This window comes from Glutamicibacter sp. X7 (assembly GCF_054889245.1).
The window spans coordinates 3226696-3242081 of the sequence record NZ_CM142678.1 but is presented as its reverse complement, the minus strand read 5'-3'; the positions used below and the strand labels follow the sequence as shown (position 1 = coordinate 3242081).

At 62.0% G+C, this 15386-nt stretch carries 14 protein-coding genes; 8 read left to right on the top strand and 6 right to left on the bottom strand.

The window, feature by feature from the left end:
* Nucleotides 1–61 precede the first annotated feature (61 nt).
* The gene (locus ACYU0X_RS15435; protein WP_461901607.1) at nucleotides 62–1687 is read left to right on the top strand and encodes an amidohydrolase; all 1626 of its coding nucleotides are present in this window, start codon (nucleotides 62–64) and stop codon (nucleotides 1685–1687) included.
* 60 nt (nucleotides 1688–1747) lie between these two features.
* Here the strand turns inward: ACYU0X_RS15435 and ACYU0X_RS15430 are convergent, their stop codons facing one another.
* From ACYU0X_RS15430 to ACYU0X_RS15420, 3 genes are read right to left on the bottom strand one after another with little or no spacing between them, the layout of a single operon-like run.
* Nucleotides 1748–4009: a heavy metal translocating P-type ATPase gene (locus ACYU0X_RS15430; RefSeq protein WP_461901606.1), complete on the bottom strand. Its 2262-nt coding sequence runs from the start codon at nucleotides 4007–4009 to the stop codon at nucleotides 1748–1750.
* 33 nt (nucleotides 4010–4042) lie between these two features.
* Entirely contained in the window at nucleotides 4043–4357 is a 315-nt protein-coding gene (locus ACYU0X_RS15425) for a heavy-metal-associated domain-containing protein (protein ID WP_309409686.1), read from the bottom strand.
* 27 nt (nucleotides 4358–4384) lie between these two features.
* Nucleotides 4385–4714, bottom strand: coding sequence for a metal-sensitive transcriptional regulator (locus tag ACYU0X_RS15420; RefSeq protein ID WP_309409684.1), 330 nt, complete (start codon nucleotides 4712–4714; stop codon nucleotides 4385–4387).
* Between the two features lie 96 nt (nucleotides 4715–4810).
* Between ACYU0X_RS15420 and ACYU0X_RS15415 the strand changes: the two genes are divergently transcribed.
* Both ACYU0X_RS15415 and ACYU0X_RS15410 read left to right on the top strand, forming a co-directional pair.
* The gene (locus ACYU0X_RS15415) at nucleotides 4811–5950 is read left to right on the top strand and encodes a lipid II:glycine glycyltransferase FemX (RefSeq protein WP_461901605.1); all 1140 of its coding nucleotides are present in this window, start codon (nucleotides 4811–4813) and stop codon (nucleotides 5948–5950) included.
* Between the two features lie 12 nt (nucleotides 5951–5962).
* The gene (locus ACYU0X_RS15410) at nucleotides 5963–7237 is read left to right on the top strand and encodes a carboxylate--amine ligase (RefSeq protein ID WP_461901604.1); all 1275 of its coding nucleotides are present in this window, start codon (nucleotides 5963–5965) and stop codon (nucleotides 7235–7237) included.
* On the opposite strand, the gene ACYU0X_RS15405 is transcribed toward ACYU0X_RS15410, so the two are convergent.
* Nucleotides 7234–7923: a FadR/GntR family transcriptional regulator gene (locus tag ACYU0X_RS15405; protein WP_461901603.1), complete on the bottom strand. Its 690-nt coding sequence runs from the start codon at nucleotides 7921–7923 to the stop codon at nucleotides 7234–7236. The genes ACYU0X_RS15410 and ACYU0X_RS15405 overlap by 4 nt on opposite strands.
* A 23-nt stretch (nucleotides 7924–7946) precedes the next feature.
* Between ACYU0X_RS15405 and ACYU0X_RS15400 the strand changes: the two genes are divergently transcribed.
* The 4 genes from ACYU0X_RS15400 (at nucleotide 7947) to ACYU0X_RS15385 (ending at nucleotide 11361) form a co-directional block, all read left to right on the top strand.
* Nucleotides 7947–9197: an MFS transporter gene (locus ACYU0X_RS15400; RefSeq protein WP_461901602.1), complete on the top strand. Its 1251-nt coding sequence runs from the start codon at nucleotides 7947–7949 to the stop codon at nucleotides 9195–9197.
* Nucleotides 9198–9280: 83 nt separating this feature from the next.
* Nucleotides 9281–10096, top strand: coding sequence for a PspA/IM30 family protein (locus tag ACYU0X_RS15395; protein WP_461901601.1), 816 nt, complete (start codon nucleotides 9281–9283; stop codon nucleotides 10094–10096).
* Between the two features lie 102 nt (nucleotides 10097–10198).
* Nucleotides 10199–11101 carry a VOC family protein gene (locus ACYU0X_RS15390; protein ID WP_461901600.1) on the top strand — a complete coding sequence of 301 codons (903 nt, stop codon included), beginning with the start codon at nucleotides 10199–10201 and terminating at the stop codon, nucleotides 11099–11101.
* 92 nt (nucleotides 11102–11193) lie between these two features.
* Nucleotides 11194–11361: a hypothetical protein gene (locus ACYU0X_RS15385; RefSeq protein WP_309409673.1), complete on the top strand. Its 168-nt coding sequence runs from the start codon at nucleotides 11194–11196 to the stop codon at nucleotides 11359–11361.
* Nucleotides 11362–11431: 70 nt separating this feature from the next.
* Here the strand turns inward: ACYU0X_RS15385 and ACYU0X_RS15380 are convergent, their stop codons facing one another.
* Both ACYU0X_RS15380 and ACYU0X_RS15375 read right to left on the bottom strand, forming a co-directional pair.
* Nucleotides 11432–11845, bottom strand: a complete 414-nt coding sequence (locus tag ACYU0X_RS15380; protein WP_461901599.1) for a VOC family protein — start codon at nucleotides 11843–11845, stop codon at nucleotides 11432–11434.
* A gap of 121 nt (nucleotides 11846–11966) precedes the next feature.
* Nucleotides 11967–13526 carry an HNH endonuclease gene (locus ACYU0X_RS15375; protein ID WP_461901598.1) on the bottom strand — a complete coding sequence of 520 codons (1560 nt, stop codon included), beginning with the start codon at nucleotides 13524–13526 and terminating at the stop codon, nucleotides 11967–11969.
* A gap of 596 nt (nucleotides 13527–14122) precedes the next feature.
* Between ACYU0X_RS15375 and ACYU0X_RS15370 the strand changes: the two genes are divergently transcribed.
* Nucleotides 14123–15322: an IS30 family transposase gene (locus ACYU0X_RS15370; protein WP_461902777.1), complete on the top strand. Its 1200-nt coding sequence runs from the start codon at nucleotides 14123–14125 to the stop codon at nucleotides 15320–15322.
* Nucleotides 15323–15386 lie beyond the last annotated feature (64 nt).

Here is a 15386-nt window from a genome sequence, read left to right as displayed (position 1 = left end):
TGCGCCGCGTCCTCGTAGCCTTAGCGATACGAACGTTATTCATATATTGCGGAAGGCGCAGATGAGCGAGAGCATTCTGTTCACCGGCGGCACGATCTGGCGCGGCAAGGGATTACCCGAGGCGAGTGACCTGCTCATTCGCGAAGGCGCCGTGGCGGCCTTTGACGCCGAGGCCCGGGCACAGGGCGCCTCGCGGGTAATTGACCTCGCCGGACGCTTTCTCATGCCCAGTTTTGGCGAAGGGCACGTGCATCCGATCTTCGGCGGGCTCGAATGGGCCGGGCCGCAGATCACCGGGGTGGACTCGGTGGCCGGAATCGTTGAGGCGGTGCGCGAGTACGCCGCGCAGCATCCGGAACAAGAATGGATTCTCGGGGCCTCCTATAACGGTTCACTGGTGGAGGAGGGGCTATTTCAGGCCAGCTGGCTCGATGAGGCGGTGCCCGACCGCCCGGTGGTGCTCCGGGCGTGGGACTATCACACGCTCTGGTGCAACTCGAAGGCCTTGGAACTGGCCGGAATCACCGCCGAGACACCGGAACCCGAACTTGGGCAGATCCCGCGCGATGCCGACGGTGCGCCGCTGGGGGTCTTGCGCGAATGGGGCGCCGTCGACCTGATGCAACGGGTGAACCCCGGCCATGACTTTGAGCAACGGGTGGCCGCGCTCGCCGCCGCCAGCGCCCATTTGGCCTCCTTGGGGATCGGCTGGGTGCAGGATGCCTGGGTGCAGCCCGAGGACGTCGAGGTGTATCTGGCCGCGGCCGAGCGCGGGCTCTTGAAGAACCGCTTTAACCTCGCGCTCTTGGCCGACCCGCGTGAATTTCCGGGCTCCCTGCCGCGGCTACTGGATTCGCGCCGCCGCGTGGAGCAGGCCGGGCATGAGCTGCTGACCGCGCACAGCGTGAAGTTCTTCGTCGACGGGGTGGTGGAGAACCAGACCGGGGCGCTGCTCGAGCCCTACTGCTCCACCCTGCACGATCACGGTCTCTACATCTGGCAGGCCGAGCCGTTGGCGCAGGCGGTCGGCGCGGTGGATGCCGCCGGGTTTCAGGCCCACCTGCATGCCATCGGCGATGGAGCGGTGCGGCGGGCGCTGGACGCCATCGAAGCGGCGGCGCGCGCCAACGGACCCAGCACGCACCGGCCGGTAATCGCCCATGTGCAATTGGCCGACGGGGCGGACCTGCAACGTTTCGCCCAGCTCGGGGTGATTCCGGTGATGCAACCGCTGTGGGCGCAACTCGACGATTTGATGACCGTGCTGACGGTGCCCAGGTTGGGAGCCGAACGCGCCGCGCGGCAGTATCAGCTGCACACGCTACAGAGCAGCGGTGCGCCGTTGGCCTTTGGGTCGGACTGGCCCTGCTCCGAGGCGAACCCGCTGGCCGGGATCGCGGTGGCCGTGGGTCGCATGACCGCGCAGGGGCACCCGGAGGGCGGCTGGGTGCCGGAGCAACGACTGGACGCCGAAACGGCGCTCGCCGCCTATACTGCCGGCGTCGCCCACCAAGCCTTCGCCGATCGGCTGGCGGCGCCCTGGGGTGTGCTGGAACCCGGGGCGAGCGCGGATCTGGTGGTGCTCGAGCGCGACCCGCGCCAGGTGCCCCTGAGCGAATTGGCCGATGTGCAGGTGGCGGCCACCTACCTAGCCGGTCACCCCAGCTTTAGCCGCTGGGAGGCTTAACGAAGCCCGCCCCCGGATCGAGTATTGCAGGTCGGTCCGGTGGCGGGATCCGTCGTCCGGTTATTTCTTGCCGAAGGAGCGCAAGCGCAGCGAGTTGAGTACCACGAGCACCGAGCTGGCCGCCATGGCCGCACCGGCGATCATCGGGTTGAGCAAACCCAGCGCCGCGATCGGAATGCCGGCGGTGTTGTAGGCGAAGGCCCAGAACAGGTTCATCTTGATGACCCGCAGGGTGGCGGTGGACAGGTCGATGGCCTGCACCACCTGCTCGAGCGAGTTACCCATCAGGGTGATATCCGCGGCCTCGATGGCCACGTCGGTGCCCGAACCCATGGCGATGCCCAGGTCGGCCTGCGCCAGGGCGGGGGCGTCGTTCACGCCATCGCCCACCATGGCCACCACGCCGCCGGACTGTTGCAGCTCGCGGACGGTGTCGACCTTCTGCGCGGGCAGTACCCCGGCGCGCAAATCGGCCGCATCGATGCCGACCTTGGAGGCTACCTGCGTGGCCACCTGCTGGTTATCGCCGGTCAACAGCACCACGCGCAGACCGCGTTCACGCAGGGCCGTGATGGCCGGTGCCGAGCTGTCCTTGATGGTATCGGCCACCGAGATCACCCCGGCAAAGTCCCCGTCGACGGCCACCAGAATTGCGGTGGCCCCGGCCGCCTCGGCCGATTCGAGCAGCTGAGTGCCCGCCCGATCCAGCTCGGTGCCGTTATCGGCCAGCCAGCTGCGCCGGCCAACCACCACGCGCTGACCTTCGACGGTGGCACGCACGCCGCCACCGGCGTCGGAATGAAAATCACTGGCCTCAGGCAGCTGCCCGGCGTCGGCACCGGCGCTGGCGATCGCCCGGGCGATGGGGTGTTCGGAATGGTGTTCGACGGCGGCGGCGAGTGCGAGCACGGTGTCCTCGCTGAAGCCGTTGACCGTGGTCAGGCCGCTAAAGCCCATATCGCCGGTGGTGACGGTGCCGGTCTTATCCACCACGACGGTATCCAGTCGGCGGGTATCTTCCAAGACCTGCGGACCGCGGATCAAAATGCCCAGCTGGGCGCCGCGTCCGGTACCGACCAGCAGGCCGATGGGCGTGGCCAACCCCAGGGCGCAGGGGCAGGCGATGACGAGCACGGCCACCGCCGCGGCGAAGGCCCGTAGCAGTTCGCCGCCGAAGATCAGCCAGGCGGCGAAGGTCAGCACCGCGATCGCCAGGACGATCGGCACGAAGACCGCGGAGATGCGGTCGGCCAGCCGGGCGATCGGGGCCTTGCCGGACTGCGCCTCGGAAACCAGGCGACCCATTTGGGCCAGCGTGGTGTCCGAACCCACTCGTGTGGCGCGCACCAGCAAGCGTCCGCTGGTGTTGATCGTCGCGCCGATCACCTCGTCGTCCGGTCCGACGCTCTGCGGCACCGATTCGCCGGTGATCAGCGAGCTGTCCACGGCGCTGGTGCCCTCGGTGACGACGCCGTCGGTGGCAATCTTTTCACCGGGCCGGACGACGAAGATGTCATCCGGCACCAGCTGATCGGCGGGGATGCGTTCCTCGCGCCCCTCGCGTAGCACCACCGCTTCCTTGGCGCCCAGGTTCAGCAGCGACTTCAGGGCGTCCGAGGCGCGGTCCTTAGCCCGTGATTCGAGGTAGCGGCCGAGGAGCAGGAAGGTGGCCACCACCGCGGCGGTCTCGAAGTAGAGGGCGTGCTCGCTCATCGACATGCCGGTCATGGCCGTCATCTGCGGGTTGCGCAGCAATTCGAAGAGCGAGAACAGGTAGGCGGCCAGCACACCGATGGACACCAGCGTGTCCATGGTTGAGGCTAGGTGGCGGGCGTTGACGGCGGCGGCCTTGTGGAAAGGCCAGGCCCCGTAAAAGACCACCGGGGTGGCCAGTGCCAGTGCCACCCAGCCCCAGTTGGAGAATTGCGCCGCGGGCACCATGGAGATGATGAACAGCGGAACGGTGAAGATGGCCGAGACGATCAGCCTGCGGAGCAGGTGGTCGGGGACCAGATGCTCGTGGTCGCCATGGTGGCCGTGCTCATCGTGTCGCGAAGGTTGCTTCACATTGGCCGAGTAGCCGGCCGCCTGCACGGCGTCGATCAGTTTCTCATCGCTGATGTCCGCGGGGGCCTCGACGGCCGCCGAGTTCAGCGGTAGGTTGACCGCGGCGCTGACACCGGGAAGTTTGCCGAGTTTTCGTTCCACGCGGTTCACACAGGAGGCGCAGGTCATGCCTTGAATATCGAGGTTGACGGTGCGGGTTGAGCCGCCGTGGTCGTTCGTCCCGCCGTGGTCGCTGTGATTGGAGTGTGTGGACATGTCGATTCCTTGTCGGTTTCGCGCAAGGATGGATTAGGCGTTGATGTGCTCCACGCTGTAGCCGGCTTCGTCGATGGCCGCGCGAATGGCCGTCGGATCCAATGCCGAGGTGGAGGAGATGGTCACCACGGAGGTGCCGCCGGTATTCAGCGTCACCTGCACGTCGTTAACACCTTCGAGTTCTGAGAGTTCTTCGCTGACCGAGGAGACGCAGTGGCCACAGGTCATGCCGCTGACGCCTACTTCGGTGGTGGTGCTGGTCGGCGCGGAGCCGATCTGCAGACCCTGCGCGTTGTTCTTGTTCTCGTCGGTGCCGCAGCCGCAGCCGCATCCGCTGGAGGAGGTCATGATTCTCGATCCTTTGCTTGTTGGGTTCTAGCGCACAAGCCGGGCGATGGCCGCGCTGGCCTCGCTGACCTTGTCCGCCACGATGCTGTTATCGCCGGTGCGCAGGGACTCTTCGGCGGCCCCCACGACACAATGTCCGATATGTTCCTCAACCAGTTGCACGCTGACCTTATGCAGGGCCGCGTTAATGGCGGAGATCTGGGTGAGAATGTCGATGCAGTATTTGTCCTCGTCGATCATCTTCGCCACACCGCGGACCTGACCCTCGATGCGCCGCATACGACGCTCGAGGGCTGCCTTGTCCTTGGTGTACCCGTGTTCTGGGCCGTGATCTCCGGGATCCTGGTGAGTATCCATGGGCTCAATAATACCCCTAGGGGGTATGTTGTCAAGTACCCCCTAGGGGTATCTAGCTTCACGTCGTTCATAGCCGATGCACGGTAGGGTAGTGCTGTGATCCGCAATGAACTACGCGTGCGCCCAATATCCGGCGCCGAGCACACCGCCTTTCTTGCCGACCAATCCAACGTCAGCTTCCTGCAGCGGCCCGAATGGGCTCAGGTCAAGGGCGGCTGGAAGCCGGAGTCGCTGGGCTGGTTCGAGGCCGATACGCTCGTCGGCACCGCCCTGGTGCTGCATCGGGCCGCCCCGGTGATCCGCAAAACCCTGGCCTATGTGCCCGACGGACCGGTGATCGACTTTGCCGCCCACACGCCGGCCGAGGTGCTCAACCCGCTGGCGAGCTACCTGCGCAACCGCGGAGCCTTCCAGCTGCGCGTAGGCCCGGGGCTCATGCGCAAAACGTGGGCCGCCGGGGTCGTGCGCAAATCACTGGGCAAGGAAGGCATGCGTAGCCTCGAGGATCTGGAACCCGTGCAGCGTAGCGAACAGGGCGAACAGCTGGTGCAGGCGCTACGCGACCTAGGCTATGCCAAGCAGGAGACCGGCATGGACTTTGCCGTCGGCCAGCCCGAATACGTCGCCCGGGTGTCGCTGCGCGATGCCGCCGGGGAACAGTTGGAGGCCGATGCGGTGATGGCCAGCTACTCGTCGACGACCCGCAATGAAACCCGCAAGGCCCTGAAGGGCCCGCTACAGGTCGAGGTCGGCGAGGTAGCGGATATGGCCCGTTTCTATGCGCTCTACGATCACACCGCGGACCGCAACGAATTCACCGGCCGGCCGCTGAGCTACTTCGAGAATATGCACCGCGTACTCAACGGTTCCGTGCCCGGTTCCTGCACCCTGTATCTGGCCAGCCACGAAGGAGAAGACCTCGCCGCCGCCATCATGGTGCGTTCCTCGGACCGTGCCTGGTACCTCTACGGCGCCTCCTCCTCGGCGCAGCGCAAACTCTTCGCCCCGAAGGCCTTGATGCAGCGCATGATCGCCGACGCCTCCGCCGCCGGATGCCAGCATCTGGATCAGGGCGGGGTGAGTCCTACCCTGGACGCGCAGCACCACCTAGCCGGGTTGACCAAGTTCAAGACCAATACCGGTTGCGACATTGTGCAGACCACCGGCGAATGGGACCTGGCGCTGAACAAGCCCATCGCCTGGGCCTTCGACAAGTACATGGCCTGGCGGAAGTAGTAGGACCAAACCATGAGCATTGACGCAGCCCAGCCTTTCGTGCCGGTCATCCTCGGCGGCGACATCGGCACCTACACGCTGGCCCGTGAATTTCACGAGGCCTACGGCGTGAAGTCCGTGGTGGTGCCCGCGGCCGGAAACGGTGTGATCGAGCATTCGGTGGCCGTGGAGCTACACCCCATTGGCTCCATGGCCGACGAAACCCGTGTGGTGGCCCAGTTGCTCGACTTGGCCAGCGACCTGGTGGCCGACGGTCCGCGCCCGCTGATGCTTTTCGGCTCGCTGGACTATCACGTCATGCTCATCGCCCGGCACCGCAGCGAGCTGGCCGCGCGCTTTGTGATTCCCTACCCAACGCTCGAGGTGATTGAACGGGCCGCGGTGAAGGAAAACTTCTATCGCTTGGCCCAGGCGATGGGTGTGGCCCACCCACGCACCGTCGTACACCGCCCGGGTGACGATCTCGGCGAGCTGACCCGTGAACTGAGTTTCCCGCTGATCGGCAAGCCATCGAGCTCGGCCGAATGGATCGCCGCCAAATTTGCCGGTAAGCAAAAGATCCACACCATTCAGAACGAGCAACAATTGCGTGAGTTGCTGGCCTTGATCGATGGCAGCGGCTACAGCGCCGGTTACATCCTGCAGGAGTACATTCCCGGCGGCGACGACGCCATGCGGCTGTGCACCTTCTTCTCCACCACCGAGCAGAAGGTTGTCTTCGCCGGCTATGGCGAGGTAGTCATCGAGGAACACGCGCCGCTGGTGCTGGGCAACTCGGCAGCCATCGTGACCGGACAGCATGAACAGGTCGCCGCGGACGGGGCGCGCATGCTCAACGAGCTGGGGTATAGCGGCATTGCCATGATCGACGCCAAGTACGATGCCCGCGACGGGCAGGTGAAGTTCTTCGAGATTAACCCGCGGCTGGGGCGCAACCACTTCTACCTCACCGCCGCCGGGGTCAACCCGGCACGTTTTTACGTGGCTCAGTACCTCGGCCCCGAATTCGAAGAGACCGCACTGGATACCGCGGCGACCGTGCGTGACGCCAACGGGTTGCTGCAGCTTCGCGAGGAACGACTGTTTACGGTGCTCCCCAAGCACCTGCTCCGCCGATTCCTCGGCACCGCCACCGGGCGCAAAGCCAAGGTGCTGCTAGCCGCCAAACGCGTCTCGAACCCGCTGAAGTATGCCCCGGAAACTCACTGGCGGCGACGGCTGTACCTGAAGATTAACGCGATCAATCACTACCGCAAATACAAGATGTTCCCGCCGCGCGAACTCTAGGAACGTTCGCGCGGACGCAGGTCCTCACGGGTGATCTCTTCGGCGCGCACCGCGTTCTGCGCTTCGATGGCTTCGAGCAGTGTGCCGTGTTCGACGCGTTCCTCCACGGCATCGCGTGCGAGCCGCGAGCGTAGCATCGAACCCCACACCTCAGAGAGATCCGCGTAGAGGTTCAGTAGGGCCTGATTCTTGCTGGCCGCCAGTACGGCACGATGGAATTGCGCGTCGACTTCGAGGTAATCCTCAATATCTCCGCGGTCCCAGGCTAGCTCGCGCTCGGCGAGTAGCTGGCGCATGCGCGTCAGGTCCGTCTCATCGCGGCGTTGCGCCGCAAGACGCGCGCCGCTGGCGGCCAATTCGGTGAGCAGCTCGGTGACCTGCTCGCTGGGTGTTTCGGCCATGCGGCGAGTAAACACTCCGGCTAATTCACTGGTGGCCACCACGTAGGTTCCCGAGCCCTGGCGGATATCGAGCAGGCCGTTGGTGGCCAAGGAGCGCACCGCTTCCCGCACGGTATTGCGGGCAACTCCGAGTTGTTCAACCAGTTGCGGTTCCGTGGGAATCTTCTCGCCCACCTTCCAGTCACCGCCGATAATCCGTTGGCGAACCTCGTGGAGCACTTGCTCCACGAGGTTTTGCCGCGTCAGGGTGGGCAAGGTCTCCGAGGATCCTTTACGCTGAATCATCCTATGATTATATGATTGCTTGCATGAGTTCGAAACCTTCGCTGCCGAAATGGCTGGGCGTGGTGCTTTTCATTGGCATTGTTTTAGCCGCACTGAATCTTCGCCCCGCTGTTGTCTCCCTAGGTCCGCTGCTTAACCTGGTCATCGACGACCTGCAGATGAGTGGCTTCGTGGCTGGACTGCTCACCAGTGCGCCGGCCGTATGTTTTGCCTTGTTTGGTGCCTTGGCGCCGCGCCTAGCGAAGCGGCGTGGACCCGAACTGGTGGTTCTTGCCGCGATGCTGGCTATCACCCTCGGTGTTCTGCTGCGTTCGCTGGCCCCGACGACCGCCCTTTTCCTCCTGCTCAGTGCCTTAGCGCTAAGCGGTATCGCGGTAGCCAATGTGCTCATGCCGGTTCTCGTGAAACGGTGGTTTCCGCACCGTATCGGGTTGGTGACCGGAGCCTATTCGGTGGCTCTGGCCATCGGATCCTCGTTGATCGCTGGAGTGGCGGTACCACTAAATAACGCCCTGGGTGGGCACTGGCGTCTGGGCCTTGGCGCCTGGGCGGTACCCGCAGCGGTGGCCGTCGTCGTTTGGGTGGTGCTGAACCTAGGCCTGCGTCCGCATATTCAAGCTCAGCGGGATGCCGAGCTGGTCACGGCGGCGGATGTACAGGGCGAAATCGTCATCTGGCGCAGCCCCACGGCCTGGTGGTTGGCGATCTTCTTCGGTCTACAGGCCTCGATGGCCTATATCAATATGGGGTGGATGGCGAAGATCTTCACCGACTTTGGATTGGGCGCCGATCGGGCCGGTTGGCTACTGGCCATCATTATGGGTGTCTCGGTCCCGCTGTCCTTCTTCATCCCCACTACCGCGGCCCGTTTTGCGCACCAAGGGCCGATCGTACTCCTGCTGGGCATTAGCGGCCTGGTGGGCATCGCCGGTCTCCTGCTCGCGCCGGTTTCAGGCGCATTGCTCTGGGCGTTGCTTCTGGGGTTCTCGGGCTGTACGTTCTCGTTGACCCTAACCATGATCGGGCTCAAGGCACGCACCACCGCCGGTGTGGTGAAATTGTCGGCCTTCACTCAGTCCGTCGGTTATCTCATTTCAATCCCGGGACCGCTGGTGGTGGGAGCTCTCCATGAGACAACTGGATCGTGGAACGGACCCATCATGTTCATGGGAGGCATTCTGCTCTTGCTGTGCGTCGCCGGTTATATGGCTGGACGACCACGCTATGTCGAGGGTGATCTCCACGGCGAGCTTGAAGAGGTCACCGCGCGTTAAGCAGCCTTTGCTCCGCATGGAAAAGATGAACCGGCAGCAGTTCGTGGCATACAGTTAAAGCCGGTAGACGAAGGGAAAGCACCATGGGGTTCACCTCTATTTTCAAACGTATCTTCAAGATCGGGGAGGCGAACGCGAATGCTGCCCTCGACGCGGTTGAAGATCCACAGAAAATGATGGACCAGACCATCCGCGACTACACCAAGAACATCTCCGAGGCCGAAGCCGCCATTGCTACGAGCATTGGTAACCTGCGCATGCAGGAAGAGGATCAGAGCAAGGCGCGGCGCGAAGCTGAACAGTGGGGTGTAAAGGCGCTGGCCGCCTCGAACAAAGCCGAAGAGTATGCGGCCGCGGGGGATAGCCTGAACGCCGATAAGTTCAACCAGTTGGCTACCGTAGCGATTAAGAAGCAGATGTCCAGCGAGAAAACGGCATCCAACCTTGAGGCGCCTATTGCAACTGCTCGGCAGGCCGTAGAACAGCTCAAGAGCGGGCTGAACGGTATGAAGGAAAAGCACCGCCAATTGGTTTCGAAGCGCGATGAGTTGGTGGCTCGTGCGCGCAACGCCAAAACACAGGGGCAAATGCTCGACGCGCTCAAGGCCATGGATGTTTCCGACCCGACCTCCGAAATGGGGCGATTCGAGGCTGCGGTACGTGCCGATGAAGCGAAGGCGCGTGGTGCTGCCGAACTGGCGGCCTCTTCACTGGACTCGCAGTTCGCTGAATTGGATAACCTGGGGCAGGACTCTGAAATTGAAGCACGGCTGGCGGCCATGAAGAGCGAGAGTAACGTTCTGGAGGAAGCCGATGCGCCCGGACAGCTTGAAGCCTCGGCACCTGAAATGTCGGAGATCGAAGCACGTCTTGCGGCGCTGAAGAAGAATCAGGGATAACTTAGTAATTTCCTCACGGGCTGGTGACGCGCTCGGGATCCCGGTTTATGCTCGAAAGTGGCTAACCAATAAGCCACTTTCGATCAAGGAGCGGATTTCCTCATGCAACAGATCGTCCCCAACTTTTGGTTCCATAAGAATGCCGAGGAGGCCGGCGATTTTTACGCCTCCGTTCTTCCAAAGACAACTGCCGAGGTCACCGGCCGATACCCTACTGAGGGGCTACAAGATTTCCAACGTGACTTTGCGGGCGAGCCGGTGACCGTCGATGTGACGATCGACGGGTTTATCGTCCGGCTACTCAACGCTGGCGGGGAGTTCACGCCGAACCCTTCACTGTCGATCTTTTTGAACTTTGACCCGCTGTTCTTCGAGGCGAATCCGGAGGAGGCCCGCGAAGCACTAGACACAACCTGGGCCGGGCTGGTCGAAGGCGGCTCGGTGCTCATGCCCCTCGATGAATATCCCTTCAGCCGCAGATATGGCTGGGTGCAGGATCGATACGGCGTGAGCTGGCAGCTGACCCTATCCGATGTCGAAGGCGAACCACGCCCCTTCGTGATTCCGGCCCTGATGTTCGCTGGTTCCGCGCAGAATAAGGCCGAGGAGATGACCGACTTCTATCGGAGCGTTCTGCCAGACTCGGCTGAGGGCAGTAAATTCCGCTATGGCACCCCAACCGGTCCAGCGAGCGCAGATGCCTTGATGTATACCGAAGTGAAACTCTGCGGGCAGTGGTTCGCCGCCATGGATTCGGGAGTTGAACAGCCTTGGAGCTTTTCCCCGGGCGTTTCGCTGCAGCTTAGCTGCCACGGCCAGGAAGAAATCGACCGCATCTGGGAGGCTTTCTCCGCTAATCCGGATAACGAGGTCTGCGGTTGGCTCACCGACAAGGCGGGATTGAGCTGGCAAATCGTTCCCGACAATATGGACGAGCTGCTGGCACGTCCTAACGGTTTCCAGAATCTGATGGGAATGAAGAAACTTGTCATCGACGAGTTCTAGCCCGGGGAACCGGCGCGGCGTAGAGTGACTTGCACCGGGGCGGGCCACGACCCGGTACGGAACGGATAACGCCAATAATCTGGGAGGTTTCCATGGGTGATTTTCACGCTTACACCATGGAGGAGCGGGCTACGTACTTGGCACCGGCTTGCGAACGTTGCGGCCAGCACCGGCATGTGGTCTGGGAGCGAGTTGCGTCCGGCGAAGACAAATGGTTGCCGCGCGACGCCGGATGTTCGAACGAGGCCTGCACCGCCTGAATCAGGATGTCACCACAATGGGAGGGACCCAAGCGGATCCCTCCCATTGTGCTACTAGATCATCCGTGCGTTACTGTCCGCCGGCCTCGATGGCTTCGGGGCTCATCCAGGCAATCTCCCAAACGTGACCGTCTGGATCTTTTACGGCGCCCTGGTACATGCCCGGGAACGGCTCTGCGGCGGCGCGGTAGATGGTTCCGCCGCCCTTTTCGGCGTTGGCGAGGAACTCGTCAACGCCCTCGCGAGTGTCAGAGGACAGCGCATTCAGCGCCTCGCGCGAGGTGCCGCCGACCACCGGCTCGTCGCCGTCGACGAGGAAGGTGGAAAAGAACTCGCTACGCAACACCATGACGGTAATGGCATCGCTGATGACCCAGGACGAAGCGTTTTCGTCTGAGAAAACATCATTCTTGGTGAACCCTAGGGCAGCGTAGAATCGGTCGGCCGCGGATAGATCGTTGGTGGGTAGGTTAACAAAGATCATTCGACTCATGTTGAGACCTCATAATGCGATGAAGAAGGATGCGCTGGTTGCGCAGGCACTAGTCTGCCCGGAACCACCGACGTGGTCAATGGACTTTAAATCTTTAGTGTGGAGTGGACGATCAGCCGTCATCGGGCGGATCGAGACGAGGGCCTATAACCATCTTGACTGGTTGGTCGAGATCTTCTTGGGCGTATCGCGCGGCGATCCGGGCGCGTGCGGCCACCGCAGCACGCGGCGCGACTTGATTGCGCCGCGTTGACCATGTGGGCCATGCATGCGTGGGCGGCACACAGTTTTCGGTTCGTGCCACGCCAGTCAACGGCGGCGCTGGTGCCGGATAGCTTCGACCCGAGGGAGTCGTAATCTGTATATCTCCCGCCTGGGCGTCGGTGACGATTTCGATCCAGCCGGGTGCGTCTTTAGCGCGATTACAACAACCGCAGCGGGCCACGCCGTTCTCTATGGCGGTCCGTCCACCGTGCCGCCATGGAACCACGTGGTCGGCTTGTTCGGCGTTACCTCCGCAGAAAGGCGTGCGGCAGCGCCGGTCCCGGAGCCAGAGAATCTCTTTTAGTGCCTTGGGGAACAGCCGGCTTCGACGATCCATGGCAATGAGCTGTTGATCTCCAGGGGCCGTGTAGATTCGCTGCAAGGCAGTGAACAGTTCCATTCGACGTGCCTGATCCGTGGGGTTTGTCTCGTCGCTCGCTGCCGAGATTAACTCTCGTACCCGGGCCGCCGGAAGATAACCGTATCCGGGTAGGTAGGCCGGTTCGCGATCTCCTTGAAGCAGCGAACGGTCGGTCATGACCAGTTTCAATTCCAAATTAATCGGGGCACGACCCACTGGCTGTGGCTCGTCTGCAGCGTCATCGGTGGCCAGCGTGTGGGTGATGAACAGATCGGCTGCGAGCTGTGCTTCGCTGCGAGGATCGCCGGATTGCCGGGCCGCTTTGATCCGGCCGGTAAAGCTATTGAGGAGCGCCATGCCGCTCTCGACGGGAAGTTTGCCGCTGACCCGTACACAGTCGGCATCCGGGCGTAACCGGAGGAATCGTTCTTTGGCGGCGGCCGCTAGCCGATCGGTGGATTCGGCGGTGTCATGCCGTTGGGTATAACTACGTACGATATCGGTGATTTCGCGCGGGCTGCGCCCAAAAAAGAGCCGTGGGTTCTCCTGATAGACCGTATTGAAGTCACGGCGACGCGCCTGTGAAGCTCGATGCAGTGCGGAGGCGGCGGCCAGTGCCTGGTCTTCGCTTAGTTCGCCATTGAGGAAATGCGCGAAAATGGAGGGTGCCTCGGTGCGCAAGAGTCGCACACATCGCAGATAGTGCTGGGCTCCGCGTTGCGGGGCGCGGCGGGCCAATGCGATGCTGGCGGCGGCACCGCGGCGTGAGGCCGTGGACTTGGACCCCGGATTCGAGGTGTCCCCCACCGTGTCTTGCTGCTTGAGGTTTCGATCCTCGTAGGCGCAGGCTAACTCGGCCTGTAAGGCGCAGACGGAGGCCTTGAGGTTTTCTAGTTCCTCGACAGTGGTGATCAGTTCGCGGTCGTTCCCGGCGTAAATGCTCAAAAACACGGCGCTACTTAGCGACTGCAGGGCCTGCTCCGCATCGCGCAGCACCCCGGAAGTAACTTCGAACCCTTGAAGATTCGTTCCTTCGTCCTCGAACATATATCTAGATTATGGTCGGGGTCCGACAGTTTGGCTCGCCACGGATCTCCGGGCGCTCATGCATGCCCCAAGATGACAATGGCCCGCCGACGATCGGCGGGTTCTAACGGTCGTTGCAACACCCTGAACAATCAGGAGTTGCAACGACCGTGCCTCATTTAACCCAAGAGTCATTACCTTATTTAACCCAAGAGTCATTACCTACCACCCCTGAACGATCCACAAGAGCAAGAATCACAGAGCACGAGAAACAGCGCTTCTATGAGGTGCTGAAGCAAACTCAGCGTGTCAAAGATGCGGCCCAGGCCATCAACGTCTCGCTACCCACGGCCTATCAACTCGCCAAAACAATGGGCTGGACATCGTCTCGAACAACCCCCTCTAGCGCTCTCGGAAAGCCCAAAACTCGATACACCCAAGAACAGAAAGACGCGTTCTTTACTGCGTTTCAGAAGTATCAGAACGTCACCACCGCGGCCCGAGAGACCAACATTCCACGGTTTACGTGCTATCAATGGGTCGCCAAAGCAGGACTGAAAGTCCCGAATCCCCACGCGGGCAAGCGTGAACAGTTCCTGCGCCTACGCAAGCAAGGCATGAGTCGTCGGGAAGCCGCCGAGCATGTCAGAGCCAACATCAGAACCGCTGGAGACTGGGACAACGGCATCCGTAGGAGCGGCGACAAGCGGTTCTATCCAGATGGCCGAGTCGTGGACTATAACAGTGGAATGATCACCCACACTGCCCCGTCAGGCCGGCAGCAGAACACAGCGAATCCCAGCATCCTGGCGTTGGAGCAGCAGATTAATCCGCGCTTCCTGTCCATGATGGAACGTGAGGAAATCTATGCGCTCAGCATTGCTGGACACTCGATACGTCAGATCGCGCAGAAGCTTCACCGTTCGCCGTCCACCATCAGCAGGGAACTGAGGCGAAATTGCACAGTAAACGGTGATTACTACCCTCACCCGGCACACCGCCAAGCTGCGTACCGCAGAGCACGACCGAAGCAAGCCAGGCTTGCCCGCTCCGGAGCATTACGTGATTACGTTGCTCATGGTTTGGGTCTAGGGTGGTCACCGGAACAAGTCTGCTCCCGCATGGCAGCTGATCACCCTGATGATTTGGAGATGCGAGTGTGCCAGGAAACGGTGTATCAATCTATCTATCTGCAAGCCCGTGGTGGGTTAAAACGAGAAATCGCTCAAGCACTACGTTCCGGACGGGCACGGCGTAAGCCGCAGAAGAAGATTGATGAGCGCCGGCCACGTTTTCGCGACCCGATGATCAATATCAGTGAACGCCCTGCTGAGGTTGAGGATCGTGCCGTGCCGGGGCATTGGGAAGGCGACTTGATTATGGGGGCGGGGAACCAATCAGCGATTGGCACGCTGGTGGAGCGCAGCACCCGGTTTGTGATGCTGGTGCACTTGCCCGGGGACCATACCGCAGAAACCGTGCGTGACGGGCTGATCGCGACGATGGCGACGTTGCCTGACGCGTTACGCGGATCTCTAACCTGGGATCAAGGTATTGAGATGGCATTGCATAAATCGTTTAGCGCGGCGACGGACATGGACGTGTATTTCTGTGATCCACATAGTCCGTGGCAGCGTGGATCGAATGAGAACACGAACGGGTTGTTGCGCCAGTATTTTCCCAAAGGTGCTGATTTGAGCAAGTATGGTCCGCAGGATTTGAAGCAGGTAGCTGAGTTGCTCAATGGGCGTCCACGCAAAACGCTCGACTGGAAGACTCCAGCCGAGCGTCTGCATGAATTATTATCGGTAGCCTAGACCGCCGGTGTTGCAACGACCACTAGAACCTGCCATCAGTCAAGACCGTCGGCGGGCCGTTGCC

Bases quoted from the DNA above. Each gene is read 5' to 3' on its own strand.
- ACYU0X_RS15430 (WP_461901606.1), bottom strand. From the start codon at position 4,009: ATGTCCACACACTCCAATCACAGCGACCACGGCGGGACGAACGACCAC.
- ACYU0X_RS15385 (WP_309409673.1), top strand. From the start codon at position 11,194: ATGGGTGATTTTCACGCTTACACCATGGAGGAGCGGGCTACGTACTTG.
- ACYU0X_RS15395 (WP_461901601.1), top strand. From the start codon at position 9,281: ATGGGGTTCACCTCTATTTTCAAACGTATCTTCAAGATCGGGGAGGCG.
- ACYU0X_RS15380 (WP_461901599.1), bottom strand. From the start codon at position 11,845: ATGATCTTTGTTAACCTACCCACCAACGATCTATCCGCGGCCGACCGA.
- ACYU0X_RS15375 (WP_461901598.1), bottom strand. From the start codon at position 13,526: ATGTTCGAGGACGAAGGAACGAATCTTCAAGGGTTCGAAGTTACTTCC.
- ACYU0X_RS15370 (WP_461902777.1), top strand. From the start codon at position 14,123: ATGAGTCGTCGGGAAGCCGCCGAGCATGTCAGAGCCAACATCAGAACC.
- ACYU0X_RS15435 (WP_461901607.1), top strand. From the start codon at position 62: ATGAGCGAGAGCATTCTGTTCACCGGCGGCACGATCTGGCGCGGCAAG.
- ACYU0X_RS15405 (WP_461901603.1), bottom strand. From the start codon at position 7,923: ATGATTCAGCGTAAAGGATCCTCGGAGACCTTGCCCACCCTGACGCGG.
- ACYU0X_RS15420 (WP_309409684.1), bottom strand. From the start codon at position 4,714: ATGGATACTCACCAGGATCCCGGAGATCACGGCCCAGAACACGGGTAC.
- ACYU0X_RS15425 (WP_309409686.1), bottom strand. From the start codon at position 4,357: ATGACCTCCTCCAGCGGATGCGGCTGCGGCTGCGGCACCGACGAGAAC.
- ACYU0X_RS15400 (WP_461901602.1), top strand. From the start codon at position 7,947: ATGAGTTCGAAACCTTCGCTGCCGAAATGGCTGGGCGTGGTGCTTTTC.
- ACYU0X_RS15390 (WP_461901600.1), top strand. From the start codon at position 10,199: ATGCAACAGATCGTCCCCAACTTTTGGTTCCATAAGAATGCCGAGGAG.
- ACYU0X_RS15410 (WP_461901604.1), top strand. From the start codon at position 5,963: ATGAGCATTGACGCAGCCCAGCCTTTCGTGCCGGTCATCCTCGGCGGC.